The sequence below is a fragment of the Salinifilum aidingensis genome (assembly GCF_054782015.1).
On record NZ_BAAGTH010000014.1, the window covers coordinates 61,175 to 75,230 of the forward strand.

Annotated in this window: 15 protein-coding genes; all 15 read right to left on the reverse strand. The window is 73.3% G+C overall.

Going from position 1 to position 14,056, the window contains the following annotated elements; all coding sequences use genetic code 11:
* Positions 1-169: 169 nt before the first annotated feature.
* The 15 genes from ccsB to ACYVJE_RS18430 all read right to left on the reverse strand — a co-directional run bounded on the left by ccsB (position 170) and on the right by ACYVJE_RS18430 (position 14,024).
* Complete coding sequence (gene ccsB / locus ACYVJE_RS18360) at positions 170-1,177, reverse strand: c-type cytochrome biogenesis protein CcsB (protein WP_459157514.1); 1,008 nt, start codon at positions 1,175-1,177, stop codon at positions 170-172.
* Positions 1,177-2,778, reverse strand: coding sequence for a cytochrome c biogenesis protein ResB (resB, locus tag ACYVJE_RS18365; RefSeq protein WP_461145417.1), 1,602 nt, complete (start codon positions 2,776-2,778; stop codon positions 1,177-1,179). The genes ccsB and resB overlap by 1 nt, the downstream gene beginning before the upstream one ends.
* Positions 2,778-3,560, reverse strand: a complete 783-nt coding sequence (locus tag ACYVJE_RS18370) for a cytochrome c biogenesis CcdA family protein (protein WP_459157516.1) — start codon at positions 3,558-3,560, stop codon at positions 2,778-2,780. The genes resB and ACYVJE_RS18370 overlap by 1 nt, the downstream gene beginning before the upstream one ends.
* 154 nt (positions 3,561-3,714) lie before the next feature.
* Positions 3,715-4,311: a TlpA family protein disulfide reductase gene (locus ACYVJE_RS18375; protein ID WP_461145418.1), complete on the reverse strand. Its 597-nt coding sequence runs from the start codon at positions 4,309-4,311 to the stop codon at positions 3,715-3,717.
* 20 nt (positions 4,312-4,331) lie between these two features.
* A complete protein-coding gene (locus tag ACYVJE_RS18380; protein ID WP_459157518.1) occupies positions 4,332-4,967 on the reverse strand; it encodes a histidine phosphatase family protein in 636 nt (211 codons plus the stop codon).
* Positions 4,964-6,298, reverse strand: a complete 1,335-nt coding sequence (hemL, locus tag ACYVJE_RS18385; RefSeq protein ID WP_461145419.1) for a glutamate-1-semialdehyde 2,1-aminomutase — start codon at positions 6,296-6,298, stop codon at positions 4,964-4,966. The genes ACYVJE_RS18380 and hemL overlap by 4 nt, the downstream gene beginning before the upstream one ends.
* Before the next feature lie 62 nt (positions 6,299-6,360).
* Positions 6,361-6,648, reverse strand: coding sequence for a hypothetical protein (locus ACYVJE_RS18390; RefSeq protein WP_461145420.1), 288 nt, complete (start codon positions 6,646-6,648; stop codon positions 6,361-6,363).
* 48 nt (positions 6,649-6,696) lie between these two features.
* The gene (locus ACYVJE_RS18395; RefSeq protein WP_459157521.1) at positions 6,697-7,134 is read right to left on the reverse strand and encodes a hypothetical protein; all 438 of its coding nucleotides are present in this window, start codon (positions 7,132-7,134) and stop codon (positions 6,697-6,699) included.
* Entirely contained in the window at positions 7,121-7,570 is a 450-nt protein-coding gene (locus tag ACYVJE_RS18400; protein ID WP_461145421.1) for a hypothetical protein, read from the reverse strand. The genes ACYVJE_RS18395 and ACYVJE_RS18400 overlap by 14 nt, the downstream gene beginning before the upstream one ends.
* Before the next feature lie 3 nt (positions 7,571-7,573).
* Positions 7,574-8,326, reverse strand: a complete 753-nt coding sequence (locus tag ACYVJE_RS18405) for a DUF485 domain-containing protein (protein ID WP_461145422.1) — start codon at positions 8,324-8,326, stop codon at positions 7,574-7,576.
* A gap of 104 nt (positions 8,327-8,430) precedes the next feature.
* Positions 8,431-8,964 (reverse strand): hypothetical protein, encoded by a 534-nt coding sequence (locus tag ACYVJE_RS18410; RefSeq protein WP_461145423.1) that lies wholly within the window; start codon positions 8,962-8,964, stop codon positions 8,431-8,433.
* A complete protein-coding gene (hemB, locus tag ACYVJE_RS18415) occupies positions 8,961-9,950 on the reverse strand; it encodes a porphobilinogen synthase (RefSeq protein WP_459157525.1) in 990 nt (329 codons plus the stop codon). The genes ACYVJE_RS18410 and hemB overlap by 4 nt, the downstream gene beginning before the upstream one ends.
* Before the next feature lie 181 nt (positions 9,951-10,131).
* Positions 10,132-11,664 carry a bifunctional uroporphyrinogen-III C-methyltransferase/uroporphyrinogen-III synthase gene (locus ACYVJE_RS18420; RefSeq protein ID WP_459160092.1) on the reverse strand — a complete coding sequence of 511 codons (1,533 nt, stop codon included), beginning with the start codon at positions 11,662-11,664 and terminating at the stop codon, positions 10,132-10,134.
* An 18-nt stretch (positions 11,665-11,682) separates the two neighbouring features.
* Positions 11,683-12,618, reverse strand: coding sequence for a hydroxymethylbilane synthase (gene hemC, locus ACYVJE_RS18425; protein ID WP_459157526.1), 936 nt, complete (start codon positions 12,616-12,618; stop codon positions 11,683-11,685).
* Positions 12,615-14,024, reverse strand: a complete 1,410-nt coding sequence (locus tag ACYVJE_RS18430; protein WP_461145424.1) for a glutamyl-tRNA reductase — start codon at positions 14,022-14,024, stop codon at positions 12,615-12,617. The genes hemC and ACYVJE_RS18430 overlap by 4 nt, the downstream gene beginning before the upstream one ends.
* Positions 14,025-14,056 lie beyond the last annotated feature (32 nt).

A 14,056-nucleotide genomic window follows, 5' to 3' on the forward strand; every position in this document is an offset into this window, starting at 1 on the left:
CGTGCACGGTAGTCGGGTCCGCCCGGTCCCGTCACGCGGGGATGGGCCGCACCACTGCACCGGGCCGCACGAACGCGCAGGGCACAGCGCATCAGACGCGTGGGAGGCACCGGGGCTCGGCACCGCGGGCGATGCTGCCCCCGTTCGGGGGATCATCGCGGCGGGGCGATCACAGGCCCGCGTAGGAGTGCAGTCCGGAGATGACGATGTTCACGAAGAACAGGTTGAAGATCATCACGGCGAGGCCGATGATGTTCACCCAGGCCGCGCGGCTGCCGCGCCAGCCCGCCGTGGCCCGGGCGTGCAGGTAGGCCGCGTACACGATCCAGGCGATGAACGAGCAGGTCTCCTTCGGGTCCCAGCCCCAGAAGCGGCCCCAGGCGGCCTCGGCCCAGATCGCACCGGCCACGATCGCGAACGTCCACACCGGGAAGATGATCACGGTGGCGCGGTAGGCCATCCGGTCCAGCGCCTCGCCGCTCGGCAGGCGCGCGGCGAAAGCCGCCAGCCCCCCGGAGTTCTCGTAGCGCTTGCGCAGCAGGAACAGGATGCTGGCCACACCGGCGAACATGAACGAACCGGTCGAGATGATCGCCGCGGTCACGTGGATGACGATCCAGTACGACTGCAGCGCCGGCTGCAGCGGCTGGGCCTGGGCGTACAGCAACGTGCCGGACAGGAACAGCAGCACGACCACCGGCAGCATGAGGAAGCCGCCGAGCGCCCGCAGCTGCGCCGGCTGGGCGTCCGCGCGGCGCGCCCGCATCTGCCGCACCAGCACGATCAGCCAGGCGATGACGGCGGCCAGGGTGATCGCCGAGCCGAACTCGTACATGTTGCCCCACGGGGCGCGGCCGACGGAAACCCCGCGCAGGAGCAGCGAGAGCCCGTGCACGAGCGCGCCGAGCACGGTCATCGACACGGCCATGCCGCCGAGCCGCTCGCTGAACGGGCGCTTCGGCTGCTCGGGCACGCGGCCGACGGCGCCGGCATCGCCCGGGGCCACGGTGCGCGGGCCGCCCGCACCGACGAGCTCGGCCTCGGTCCGCTGCGCCCGGCTCGCGCGCCGCCCCGCGGAGAACTCCGCGAAGTACAGCAGCATCGCGAGGATGTAGACGACCACCGAAGTGGCGTAGGCCCAGTCGCTGAACTCGGCCAGCATCTCATTGACCTGCATCAGTTCTTCCTTTCCGGAGCGGGCGCCGCCGCGCGCGGATCCGTCGGTTCCGCGCGGTCCTCACCCAGCAGATCACGCGCCAGCCGGGTGAACTCCTCGCCGTACCCGGCCTGGTCGGTGCGGGCGAGCCCGCCGAGTTCCACGAGCGTCGACCCGTCGGCCCGGGGCGTGGCGCGCACCCAGATCCGCCGCCGCTTGATCATCAGCGAGGCGCCCAGGCTGAAGATGATCGCCACCGCGAAGCCCAGCGCGAACGGCTGGAACGGGTCGTGCGAGACCTGCAGGTTCACCCACCGCTGGACGCCGTCGAAGCGCACGCGGGTGCCGTCGTCGAGCCGGATCTCCTCGCCGGGCCGCAGGTTCTCCCGGGCGACGCGCTGCAGCCGGCCCTGCTCGACCATCTTCTGGTCGACGTTGAAGATCGACTGGCCGCGGCCGGAGTCCAACCCCAGGTCGCCGCGCATGATGTCCACCGCCGCGGCCGGGTCGTTGAGAGCGGGGAACCCGGAGCTGAGCACCTTGCCCTGCATCGAGGCGGTGGGGGCGAACAGCCCGGTGACCGCCAGCTGCTTCTGCCGCCGCTTGAACGGGTCCTCGATGCCCGGCGGGTCGAACTTCGTCGCCCCCTGCGAGAGCATCGTCACCGTGTCCACCGGCTGCCACTGGGTCGTCTTCGTGCGCCGCTCGCCGTTCGGGAAGATGACCGTGAACTGCGGCGTGTAGCCGTTGCCGGTGAGGTACACGCGGTCGCCGGCCGTGCGCAGCGGGTGGTTCACCCGCAGCTCGTGCGGCTTCCACTCGCCGCGCTCGAGCGCCTCGCCGGACTGGTAGTCCATGTCCACCCGGTAGTCCACCGCCTGCCCGTTGTGCAGGTAGTTCACGTGGAAGCCGTTGACGCGCACGCAGAACTCGCTCAGGTCCGTGCCGTCCACGTTCAACCCCGCGTTGAACGAGTCGTAGTTGTACGTGCCCGAGTTGCAGAAGGCGGAACCGTCGGCCTGGACGATGACCTGGCCCTCGTAGGAGTACAGCTTGCCGCCCGCGACCGCGATGAGCAGGCCGAGCAGGGCGAAGTGGAACACGAGGTTGCCGGCCTCGCGCAGGTAGCCGCGCTCGGCGCTGAGCGACTCGGCGCCCGCGGACTCGGTGAACTCGGTGCGGCGCCAGCGCTTCAGCCGCCGCCGCGAGTCCGCCAGCACGTCGTCCACACCGGAATCGGTGGTGATGTGGGCGTAGTGCGGCATGCGGCCGAGGTTGCGGGGCGTGCGCACGGGCTTGCCGCGGGCTTGCTTGTAGTACTCCCAGCACCGCGGCACCAGGCACCCGACCAGGGAGATGAACAGCAGCACGTAGATCGCGGCGAACCACACCGAGCTGAAGACCTCGAACACGCCGAGCTTGTCGAGGATCGGCGCCAGCGTCGGGTAGTCCTGGAAGTACCGGTCCACCTCGCTCGGGTTCAGCGAGCGCTGCGGGATCAGCGCCCCGGGCAGCGCGGCCACCGCCAGCAGGAACAGCAGCACCAGAGCGGTGCGCATCGACGTCAGCCCGCGCCAGGTGTTGCGCAGGAAGGCCCAGCCGGTTCTCAGGTGCTCGCGCATCAGATCGGCAGCTCGGTCGCGTTGATCGGGCTCCGGAGCATCGCGATCAGTTCTCCCCACAATCCCGTGACGAGCGCCAGGCCCACGACCACCAGCAGCGCACCGCCGGTGACCTGGATGGCGCGGCTCCTGCGGCGCACCCACTCGGTGCTGCGCACGGCCCACCGCGCGCCCAGCGCCAGCAGGACGAACGGCAGGCCCAGGCCGAGGCAGTACGCGAGGATCAGCACCAGTCCGCGCACGGCCGCGGGCGAGTCCGGCTGCGTGGCGACGGTCAGCGACATGACACCGGCCAGCGTCGGGCCGAGGCACGGCGTCCACCCGAGACCGAACACGGCGCCGAGCAGCGGAGCGCCCCACACCCCGGCCTTCGGCACGCGGTGGATCCGCACGTCCCGCTGCAGCGCGGGAACCAGGCCGAGGAAGACCAGACCCATGGCCACGGTGACGACCCCGCCGATGCGCTGCAGCAGCAGCTCGTTCGCCAGCAGCGCGTCGGAGAGCCCGAGCAGCATCCACGTCGCCGAGACGAACACCGCGCTGAAGCCGAGCACGAACAGCAGCGCCGCGCCCGCGACCCGCCAGCGGCCACGCCGCGCATCCCGCGTTTCCGCGCTGGTCACCGGCGGGGATTCGGCTCCGACGAGGCCGGCCAGGTACGCGAGGTAACCGGGCACGAGCGGGACGACGCAGGGCGAGGCGAAGCTGACCCCGCCGGCGAGCACCGACACGACGGCCGCGAGCAGCAGCGGGCCGGTCTTCGCGAGCTCGGTGGGATCCACGCGTTCGAGGGTAGGCAAGGCGAAAACGCGGCCCGCCACCGGGCTTGGTGACTCGGCGCACTCTTTGCCCAGGACAAAGCGGGTTCACCGGACGCGCGCCCCCAGCGCGGGACCAAGGTCCCGCGCAGTCGGGGACGTTCGTGCCCCGCTCGCGTCAGGCCTGCGGCCGCTCCTGCGCCACGCGCTGCACGTGCGGCAGCAGCTCGTCGTCGCGCACCTGCGTCAGGAAGATCGCCGCGACCCGGTGCTGCCGGTCCAGCACGATCGTCGCCGGAACCGTGCTGCGCGGGAAGTTGTCCAGCGCCAGCAGCGAACGGCCGGACGGGTCGAACAGCGACGGGTAGCTGATGTCGTGGCTGTCGTGGAAGTCCTGCGCCGCGCTGCGCTCGTCGCGCACGTCGATGCCGAGGAACCGCACCCCCTGCTCGCGGGTCCGGTCCTGCACCCGCTGCAGGTCATCGGCCTCCGCGCGGCACGGGCCGCACCACGAGCCCCAGATGTTGAGCACCACGACCTGGTTGCGGAAGTCGCCCAGGGAGACCTGCTCGCCCGGCCGCATCAGGCTCTCGCCCTCGAGCCCGGACACCCGGCCGCGCTCCTGCGGGGAGTAGAACAGGCGCGTCTGCCCTCCCGGGGAGACGAACGTGAACTCGCCGTTCTCGTCGACCGCGTCGTCGCCCTGGGTCGCGCAGCCGCCGACGAGCGCGAGCGCGACCCCGAAGGCGGCCAGTCGCCGCAGCAGCCGTGCCATGTCCACTCCCCTTCGACTCATCAGGCCCCGGTGACCTGGGGATCGCTACCACCCGAGGGCTCGGCGTAGGCCACGCCCACCAACTGCTCGTCGTCGAAGACGAGGCTGGTCAGCGAGGCCAGCGAGCACTGCCGGCGGCGCGGGTCGTGCCACAGCGGCCGGGCCTGCAGGAACCGCCGCAGCGTCCAGACCGGCAACTGGTGCGACACGCACACGGCCTCGGCGCCCTCCGCCGCGGCGCGCGCACGGTACACCGCGCCGAGCATCCGCCAGGCGATCTCCTTGTACGGCTCGCCCCACGACGGGCGCAGCGGGTTCCACAGCTTGGGCCAGTGCTGCGGGGAGCGCAGCGCCCCGTCGCCGACGGAGACCTTCAGCCCCTCGAAGCGGTTCTCGGCCTCGAGCAACCGCTCGTCGGAGGCCACGTCCAACCGGAACGCCTCGCCGAGCGGGGCCGCGGTCTGCTGCGCGCGCAGCAGCGGCGAGGCGACCACGTGGGCCACCTCCCGCTCGGCGAGGAACTCGGCCACGACCTTCGCCTGCCACTGCCCGCGGTCGGACAGGGCGTAGCCGGGCAGCCTGCCGTAGAGCACGCCCTCCGGGTTGTGCACCTCACCGTGCCGCAGCAGGTGCACCACGGTGCGGGTGGCGCTCATGCCTGCTCCGGCGCGGTCGCGCCCGCCGCGGCCCGGGCCGCGTGCGGCAGCGCGTCGGCGAGCACCTCGAACGACTCGTCGTTCATGGCGGCGTTGACGAACCAGCACTCGAACGAGCTCGGCGGCGGGTACACGCCGCGGGCGAGCAGTTCGTGGAAGAACGGCGGGTAGCGCCACACCTGCTGGTCCTGCGCCTGCTCGTAGCCGTGCACCGGGTCGTCGGTGAAGAAGATGCTGAACATGTTGCCGGCGAAGGAGATCCGGTGCGGCACGCCCTCGGCCGTCAGCGCCGCGGTGACCAGGTCGCTGACGCGCTTGGCGTTGGCGTCGAGCGCGGCGTAGACGTCGGCCGTCGCGGCGCGCAGGTTCGCCAACCCCGCGGCCACCGCCACCGGGTTCCCCGCCAGCGTGCCCGCCTGGTACACGGGCCCGGACGGGGCGAGGTGGGCCATCACGTCGGAGCGGCCGCCGAACGCGGCGGCGGGCAGCCCGCCGGACATCACCTTGCCGAACGTGTAGAGGTCGCCGGCGACGCCGTCCACGCCGTACCAGCCGGCCGCGGAGACGCGGAAGCCGGTCATCACCTCGTCCATGACGAGCAGCGAGCCGTTCTCGCGGGTGATCTCCCGCAGCCCGGCGTTGAAGCCGTCGACCGGGGCGATCGCGCCCATGTTGCCCGCGGCGGCCTCGGTGATCACACCGGCGATCTCGCCGCCCTGCTCGGCGAAGACCTGCCGCACCGCCTCCAAGTCGTTGTACGGCAGCACGATCGTGTCCGTGGCCTGCGCCCCGGTCACACCGGGGGTGCTGGGCAGTCCCAGCGTGGCCACCCCGGAACCGGCGCTGGCCAGCAGCGCGTCCACGTGGCCGTGGTAGCACCCGGCGAACTTGACGATCTTGCGGCGACCGGTGTGCGCCCGGGCCAGCCGCACCGCGGTCATGGTGGCCTCGGTGCCGGAGTTGACCAGCCGCACCTGCTCGACCGGCTCGACCCGGTCGATGATCTCCTGCGCGAGATCGATCTCCCCCGCGGCCGGGGTGCCGAAGGACAGGCCGTGGACGGCGGCGTCCCGCACCGCCTGCACCACGTCCGGGTGGGCGTGGCCGTTGACCATCGGCCCCCAGGAGGACACGAGGTCGACGTAGCGGTGGTCGTCGGCGTCCCACAGGAACGGGCCCTCGCCGCGGACCATGAACCGGGGCGTGCCCCCGACCGAGCGGAAAGCGCGCACCGGGGAGTTCACGCCGCCGGGCGTGACCGCCTCGGCGCGGGCGAACAGCTGCCGGGAACGGGGGGCGGGATCGTTGTTCTCATTCGCAGGAGCTGTCACGTCCCCAGTCTGACACCGCGGCAGTCCGGCACCGCGGCGGACCCGGTCCACCCGCCGCCCGATCAGCTCCGCACGCGCCAGGCCAGCGCGAGCTGCCGGGGCATGTCCAGCAGCAGCAGTCCGCCCGCCGCCGCCGCGCCGACCGACAGCGCCACCCGGTCACCGAGCACGCGCGGCACGGAGACCGACTCGCCCACGGGGACCGCGGTGGTGCCGTGCTGCCACGCCCACCACGCGGCGAGGGCGCACGCGACCGCGAGGACCAGCTCGACACCGGCGACAGCGGCGCGCGCGGGGCGGTGCACACCGGCGGAGCGATCGTCAGCACGCTGCGACGAGGCTTCGGGCACGACCGCAGCATCTCACAGCCCGGCGCGCGGGCGTATCCGCGCCCGCGATCACTCGACCAGCCGCGCCAGCGCCGCGCGCAACGCCTCCGGGTCCCGCGCCCACGCCAGCACCACGCGGTCGTCCTCCAGCCGCAGCGGCACCTCGTGCGTGCCGCGCGGCGCGGTGAGCGTGCCGCCGAGCACGCGCGCCCCCACGGGCGCCCCGACCTCGGTGACCGCGCGCACCCGCGCGAGCTCCAACCGCTCCCGGCCCTGCACCAGCTCGGTCGGCGTCAACCGCAGCGAGCACACGCGGCGCCGGCCGTGCACCCACACGGCCGCGGCGACCGCGAGCACCGCCGCCACGAACGCCCACGCCACGAGGTGCACCGGGCCGGGGGAGAGCACTTCGACGAGCAGCCCCACCGCGGCGAAGGCCGGGCCCCACAGCACGGGCGCCCACCCGCTGCCGGATTCGGCGTGCAGCACCGGTTCAGTCGTGCTCACCGGTCACCCACGCCGCGCCCGAGGGCCCCCACAGCAGCACCGTGGCCGGCACGCCCAGCAGCACGAGCACGATCTGCGGGCCGAACACGGCCCCCGTGCCCAGCACCATGACCAGGTGCACGATCGCGAACACTGTCAGCACCAGCCGCGCCCACGGCCGCCTGCCGTACATCAGCGAGCCCAGCACGAGGTAGGCGACCGCGAGCACGGCGGCGAAGCCGGTGTTGACCCACAGCAGCCGCGCCGCCCGGCTGCCCGCCTCCTGCGGCGCGACCGCGCCCTGGTCGACGAGCGTCCGGCCCAGCTGGTCGTGGCCGGCCCACATCACGGCCAGCTGGGCGAGCAGCAGCAGCGCGATGATCCACCAGAGCACGACGGCCACGCGCACCGTGCGCGGCGGGCCGCTCCGGGCGGGGCCGTGATCAGCGTCCGCCACCGCCTACCCCCGGAACCGCGCCGCTTGGAAGTACCAGTTGGACCGCTTGAGGTAGACGAGCACGAGGAACGCGCCCATCCCCGCCAGGCCGACGCCGTTCGTGACGTAGCTCAGCACCAGCATCGACGTGGGGACCTCCACGCCCGCGGGGAGCCCCGCTGCCTGCGGGGTCATCCCCGTGCCGCCGGTGAGCAGCCCGATGAGGCTCTGCACGACCCAGATCGCGGCGAAGACGGTCAGCGTCACGCGCGCCCAGTTGCGGCCGCCGCGCATCTTGAAGCCGAACAGGATCCACAGTCCGGTGAGGACGAGGTAGAAGAACGTCTGCAGCCCGAAGGTCACGATCATGACCGCGCGGCCGAACTCGAGGGCCTCCGGCGTCGTGTCGCCGATCTGGCGCGCCATGACCTCCTCGGCGAAGGGCTGGCCGAGCACGAACCCGAGCACCGTCAGCACGGTGGCGAGGATCGGCACGACCACCGCGATCCAGAACGCGGTCTCGACGGTGCTCGGACGCGGGGCACCGCCCTGCTGCCCGGGTGGCGGCGGCGCGGCGTACGGGTCGGGCATCCCCTGCGGCGCACCGGGGTACTGCGGGAAGCCGCCGGACGGCGGGCCACCGGGGTACTGGGGAAAGCCGCCGGACGGCGGGCCGCCGGGGTGCTGCGGGGGCTGGTTGCCGGGGTGCTGCGGATTCCCGCCCGGTGGCTGCTGCGGAGAACCGCCCTGCTGCCAGGGGTCCTGTGGAGATGTCACGGCAAAACCGTAGGAACCCGGCACGTCCCCTGTCCACTCAGGTCACCGATCGCGGCGGGCGACGTGGCGCACGTTTCCGCGCTCGGCGCACGCGCCGGCGGCGGTCAGCCGGCGGCGCGGCGGTGCGCCTTCACCTGCCGGAAGAAGCGGTTCGACTCCGGCAGGTACATGAGCACGATCGCGGCCGCGTGCAGCACCGCGCCCACCGCGGCCAGCAGCACCTCCCAGCCCGACACGGCGCGGCCGGCGATCTCGCGCAGCAGCTCCTCCGGGAACACCGGCACCACCAGCACCAGCACCGCGGCGCTGAACGCGGTGAACGCGCCGAAGACGGTCAGCACCACGCGCGCCCAGTTGCGCCCGCGGAGCATGCGCGTGGCCAGCAGCACGTACACCAGCGCGGCCAGCACGGCCCACAGCAGCCCGAACACGATCGTGCTGGTGGCGAGCTCGTCGATCTGGGACTGGTGCAGCTCGGGGCGCATGCGGCCCAGGTCCTCGAGCAGGCGGTGCCGGTCGGCGAACTGCACCGCGGACCGCAGCACCGCCACGCACGCCCCCGCGACCCACAGCCGCCACGCCAGCACCAGCCACCGCGGCGCGGTCGGGGCGGCGGACCCGCCGTTCGGCTCGCTCATCCGCGATCGCCGTCCCGCCGCAGCCAGCGCGCCGCTTCGGCGGCCCAGTAGGTGAGCACGATGTCGGCGCCCGCGCGGCGCGCGGCGGTGATCGACTCGAGCGCGGTGCGCTCCCGGTCGAGCCAACCGCGGGACGCGGCGGCCTCGACCATCGCGTACTCGCCGGAGACCTGGTAGCTGGCCACCGGGACATCGGCCACGGTCGCCACCTCGCGCAGCACGTCCAAGTAGGACAGCATCGGCTTGACCATGACCATGTCCGCCCCCTCGGCCAGGTCCAGGTCGGCCTCGCGCAGCGACTCCCGGCCGTTGCCGGGGTCCTGCTGGTAGGTCTTGCGGTCGCCGGACAGCTGCGAGTCCACCGCGTCGCGGAACGGGCCGTAGAAGGCGGAGGCGAACTTCGCCGAGTAGGCCAGCACCGAGGTGTCGGTGAACCCGCGGGAGTCCAGCGCTTCGCGGATCACGCCCACCTGGCCGTCCATCATCCCGCTCGGGCTGACCACGTGCGCACCGGACTGCGCCTGCACCACGCCCATCTCGGCGTAGAGCTCCAGCGTGCGGTCGTTGTCCACGGCACCGCTCCCGTCGAGCACCCCGCAGTGCCCGTGGTCGGTGAACTCGTCCAGGCACAGGTCGGCCATGAGCACCGTGTCCTCGCCGACCTCGGAGCGCAGGTCCCGCAGGGCGGCGTTGAGCACGCCGTCCGGATCGAGGGCGGCCGAGCCCTCGGCGTCGCGCTCGGCGGGCACGCCGAACAGCATCAGCCCGCCGACCCCGGCGTCGACCGCGTCGACGGCGGCCCGCCGCAGCGAATCCCGGGTGTGCTGGTGCACGCCGGGCATCGACGGGATCTCCACGGGCGCGTCGATGCCCTCGCGGACGAACATCGGCAGCACCAGCTGCCGCGGTTCGACGGTGGTCTCGGACACGAGGCGGCGCACCGCGGCGTTGCGCCGCAACCGCCGCGGACGATGCGCGGGATACATCAAGCGTCTCCATTCGTTCAGCCGACGCCGGTGCCGCCGCGCTGCTCCGCGGACGCGCCGCGGGGCGGGGCGGGCGGCCCGCCGGTGCGGTGTCCCCGCGCCGGCGGCGGAACTCACCGTGCGCGCACCGCCCGCGCGCGGAGCGTCCGCAGTGGACGGTTCCGCGCGCGGGCCCGCACCGTCAGCTGCGGCGCGTGCGCTTGGTCTTGCGCGGCGGCGGGAGCGCCCCCTCCGCGCGGAGCTTGGCCGTGTGCTCGGCCAGCGCGTCCACCAGGGCGCCCACCTGGGCCAACTCCGGCCGCACGTCGACGCGCAGCCCGAACTCCTTGGCCGTTTCCGCCGTGTGCGGCCCGATGCACGCCACGAGCGTGCGCGCGTGCGGCTTGCCGGCGATGCCGACCAGGTTGCGCACCGTGGACGAGGAGGTGAAGCACACCGCGTCGAAGCCACCGGTCTTGATCATCTCGCGGGTTTCCGCCGGCGGCGGCGCGGCCCGCACCGTGCGGTAGGCGGTGACGTCGTCGACCTCCCAGCCCTGCTCCTGCAGACCGGCCGAGAGCGTCTCCGTGGCGATGTCCGCCCGCGGCAGCAGCACGCGGTTGACCGGGTCGAGCACGTCGTCGTGCGGCGGGAAGTCCTGCAGCAACCCCTCGCTGGACTGGTCGCCGGAGGGCAGCAGCTCGGGGGTGATGCCGAACGAGCGGATCTTCTCCGCGGTGGCCTCGCCGACGCAGGCGACCTTCACACCGGAGAACGCGCGCGCGTCCAGACCGAACTCGGCGAACTTCTCCAGCACGGCGCGCACCGCGTTGGCCGAGGTGAACACCACCCACTGGTAGCGGCCGTCCACCAGCCCCTTGACGGCGCGCTCCATCTGCGCCGGGCTGCGCGGCGGCTCCACCGAGATCGTCGGCACCTCGTGCGAGACGGCACCGTGCGTCCACAGCCGCTCGCTCATCGCGCCGGCCTGCTCCTTGGTCCGCGGCACGAGCACCTTCCAGCCGTACAGCGCGCGGGACTCCCACCAGGACAGACCGCTGCGCTGGCCGGCCATCTCGCCGATCGTCACCACCAGCTGGCCCTGCAGCTCGCCCGCGTCGGCGGCCATCGACGCCAGCGTCGTGTCGATCGTGCGCTGCTGCACGCTCGTGCCCGAGGAGGTCACGGCCACCGGCGACTGCGCGGGGCGGCCGTGCTCGATCAGCGCCGAGGACGCCTCGGCCAGGTGGCTGCCGGTGGTGTGCAGCACGAGCGCGCCGGGAACCCCGGCCAGCGCCGCCCAGTCCACGTCACCGCGCACTTCGACCTCGGTGTGCACCGCGCCGAGCGCGACACCCGCGTAGGCGGGCACCGCGATGCCGGTGGACACACCCGGGATCACGTCGAACGGCGCTTCGGTCTTGGCGGTCTCGCGGACCTCGCGGACCACCGCGTCGGCGGTCAGCGGATCCCCCGCGACGAGCCGGACGACGGGTCGTCCGGTCAGCGCTTCGTTGGCCAGGTCCTTGGCCACGTCCGCCGATTCCCCCACGGCCGGGCGCACTTCCGCGCCCTCGGCGGCGTATCCCACGATGTCAGCGGGCACGTCCGGGTCCGTGACCACCAGCGAAGCGCGGCTGATCGCGTCCCGGGCCCGAACCGTGAGCAATCCCGCATCCCCGGGACCGGACCCCACGAAGGCGATCCGCCCGGGCGTACTGCCTGCACGCGTCATCAAGGCACTCTCCATCAACTACTGCCCGGGACCGCTCAACTGAGCGTCCCTGGCTTCGAGCAGCTCGCCGGCCAGGTCTCGGCCGAGCTGCTCGGCTGCGGTCGTCTCTCCGGTGACGGAGGCGCGGACCAACACGTCGTCGTCGGTCGCCACCACTCCGCGCACGAACAGCCGCTGCACCTCGCGGCCGTCGTCGTCGAAGTCCTCCACCACCTCGGCCAGCGCGCCCACCGGCGCACTGCACCCCGCTTCGAGCGCGGCCAGCAGGGCGCGCTCGGCGGACGCGGCGGCACGACTGGCCGCATCGTCCAGCACGGACTGCAGAAGGTGCTCGGTATCCACATCGTCAACGCGGCACTCCACTGCCAACGCCCCCTGCGCGGGCGCCGGCAGCATCCGCTGCGGATCGAGCGTTTCGGTGATCACCTCGAGGCGGCCCGTTCGGGCCAGCCCGGCGCGGGCGAGCACGACGGCGTCCACCTGGCCGTCGCCCACCTTGCGCATCCGGGTGTCCACATTGCCGCGGATGTCCCGCACTTCCAGTCCCAGGCCCAGGGCCCGGAGCTGACTGGCGCGGCGCGGCGATCCGGTGCCCACGACGGAGCCCGGGGGCAGTTCGCCGAGCGCCAAACCGTCCCGCCCGATCCACGCGTCCCGCGGGTCCTCGCGCTCGGGCACGGCTGCCAGGGACAGCCGCGGGTCCGGTTCGGTCGGCAGGTCCTTGAAGGAGTGCACCGCCACGTCCACCTCACCGGCGGCCAGCGCCTCGCGCAACGCGGAGGTGAACACCCCGACGCCGATCTCGGAGACCGGGCGGGAGTCCTGGTCGCCCGCGGTGGAGACGGTGACGAGCTGGGTCGTGTAGCCGGCCCGCTCCAGCGCCTCGGCCACCCAGCCGGTCTGCGCCATGGCCAGCGCACTGCTGCGGGTGCCGATCCGGAGGATGTTCGTCAACGGTCCTCACCGTCCTGCTGGGGCAGATCCCGCGCTCGACCGGCCCGGGACACGCTGGTCCGGCCCTCGGTCTCCGGGCTGGCTGCGGCCTTGGTGGACGCGATCGCCGCGGTGGTCTGCGAGTCGAGTTCGAACAGTTCGCGCAACGCGTCGGCGTAGCCGCTGCCGCCGGGGGACGAGGCGAGCTGCTTGACCCGCACCGTCGGCGTGTGCAGGAGCTTGTCCACCACGCGGCGGACGGTGCGGCTGATCTCGCCGCGCACGTCCTCGTCCAGCTCGGGCAGCCGCGAGTCCAGCCGCACGAGCTCGGAGTCGACGACTTCGGCGGCTCGCTTGCGCAGCGCCGTCACCGTCGGTGTGACCTCGGCGGAGCGCTGCTCGGCCAAGTAGTTGCGCACTTCCTCGGCGACGACGGCCTCGGCGCGCTCGGTTCCGGTGCCGCCCTCCCCGGCCAGGCGCTCGCGGAGGGTCTCCAGGTCCACCACCGAGACACCGGGCAGCTCGGCGGCGGCCGGTGCGGTGTCCCGCGGCAGCCCGAGGTCGCAGAGGACGAGCGGGGCGGGCCCGCCCGCCGCGCCCACCGCGCGCTCGGCCACGGCCGAGGCGGCCACGTCCTCGGTGACCACGGCGCCCACCGCCCCGGTGCAGGTGACCACGAGGTCGGCACCGGCGATCGCGCCGGAGAGCTCGTCGAGCCCGGTGACCCGCGCCGGCACGCCCTCCGACTCCAGCGACTCGGCGAGGCGCCGGCCGTTCTCCGCCGTGCGGTTGGCGATCACCACGTCGCCGATGCCCGCGCGACGCAGCGCCGCCGCGGCGAGTCCGCCCATCGCGCCGGCACCGACGAGCAGGGCGCTGCGGCCCGCGACCCCGTCCAGTGCGCGGTCGGCATCGGCCAGGGCTTCGGAGACGACCGAGGCCCCGGCGGTGTCGATGTCGGTTTCCGCGTGCACGCGCTTGCCCACGCGCAGCGCCCGCTGGGCCAGCTCGTGCAGCGTCTTGCCGACGGTGCCGAGCTCGTCCGCGGTGGCGTAGGACTGGCGCAGCTGGCCGAGGATCTGCGCCTCGCCGACGACCATCGAGTCCAGCCCGGAGGCGACGTTGAACAGGTGCTCCACGGCAGCGCCCGCGTAGAGCACGTACAGCTCGTCGGCGAGCTCGGCGACCTCGGCGCCCGCGTGCCGCGCGAGCACGGAGCTGATCTCGTCCAGACCGCCGTGGAAGGTCTCCGCCACGGCGTAGACCTCCACGCGGTTGCACGTGGACACGACGAACACCTCGCCCAGCTGCGGGCAGCTCAGCAGCTCGTCGAGCACCTTGCCGAGGTCGTCGGCGCCGATGGCGACCCGCTCGAGCGTGCGCACGGCCGCACTGTTGTGCGAGATACCGACGGCGAGCAGGTTCATGACTAGACCACCATCCCGGAAACCGGATCGGA

Bases quoted from the DNA above. Each gene is read 5' to 3' on its own strand.
- ccsB (WP_459157514.1), bottom strand. From the start codon at position 1,177: ATGCAGGTCAATGAGATGCTGGCCGAGTTCAGCGACTGGGCCTACGCC.
- resB (WP_461145417.1), bottom strand. From the start codon at position 2,778: ATGCGCGAGCACCTGAGAACCGGCTGGGCCTTCCTGCGCAACACCTGG.
- ACYVJE_RS18375 (WP_461145418.1), bottom strand. From the start codon at position 4,311: ATGGCACGGCTGCTGCGGCGACTGGCCGCCTTCGGGGTCGCGCTCGCG.
- ACYVJE_RS18380 (WP_459157518.1), bottom strand. From the start codon at position 4,967: ATGAGCGCCACCCGCACCGTGGTGCACCTGCTGCGGCACGGTGAGGTG.
- ACYVJE_RS18410 (WP_461145423.1), bottom strand. From the start codon at position 8,964: ATGAGCGAGCCGAACGGCGGGTCCGCCGCCCCGACCGCGCCGCGGTGG.
- hemB (WP_459157525.1), bottom strand. From the start codon at position 9,950: ATGTATCCCGCGCATCGTCCGCGGCGGTTGCGGCGCAACGCCGCGGTG.
- ACYVJE_RS18420 (WP_459160092.1), bottom strand. From the start codon at position 11,664: ATGACGCGTGCAGGCAGTACGCCCGGGCGGATCGCCTTCGTGGGGTCC.
- ACYVJE_RS18430 (WP_461145424.1), bottom strand. From the start codon at position 14,024: ATGAACCTGCTCGCCGTCGGTATCTCGCACAACAGTGCGGCCGTGCGC.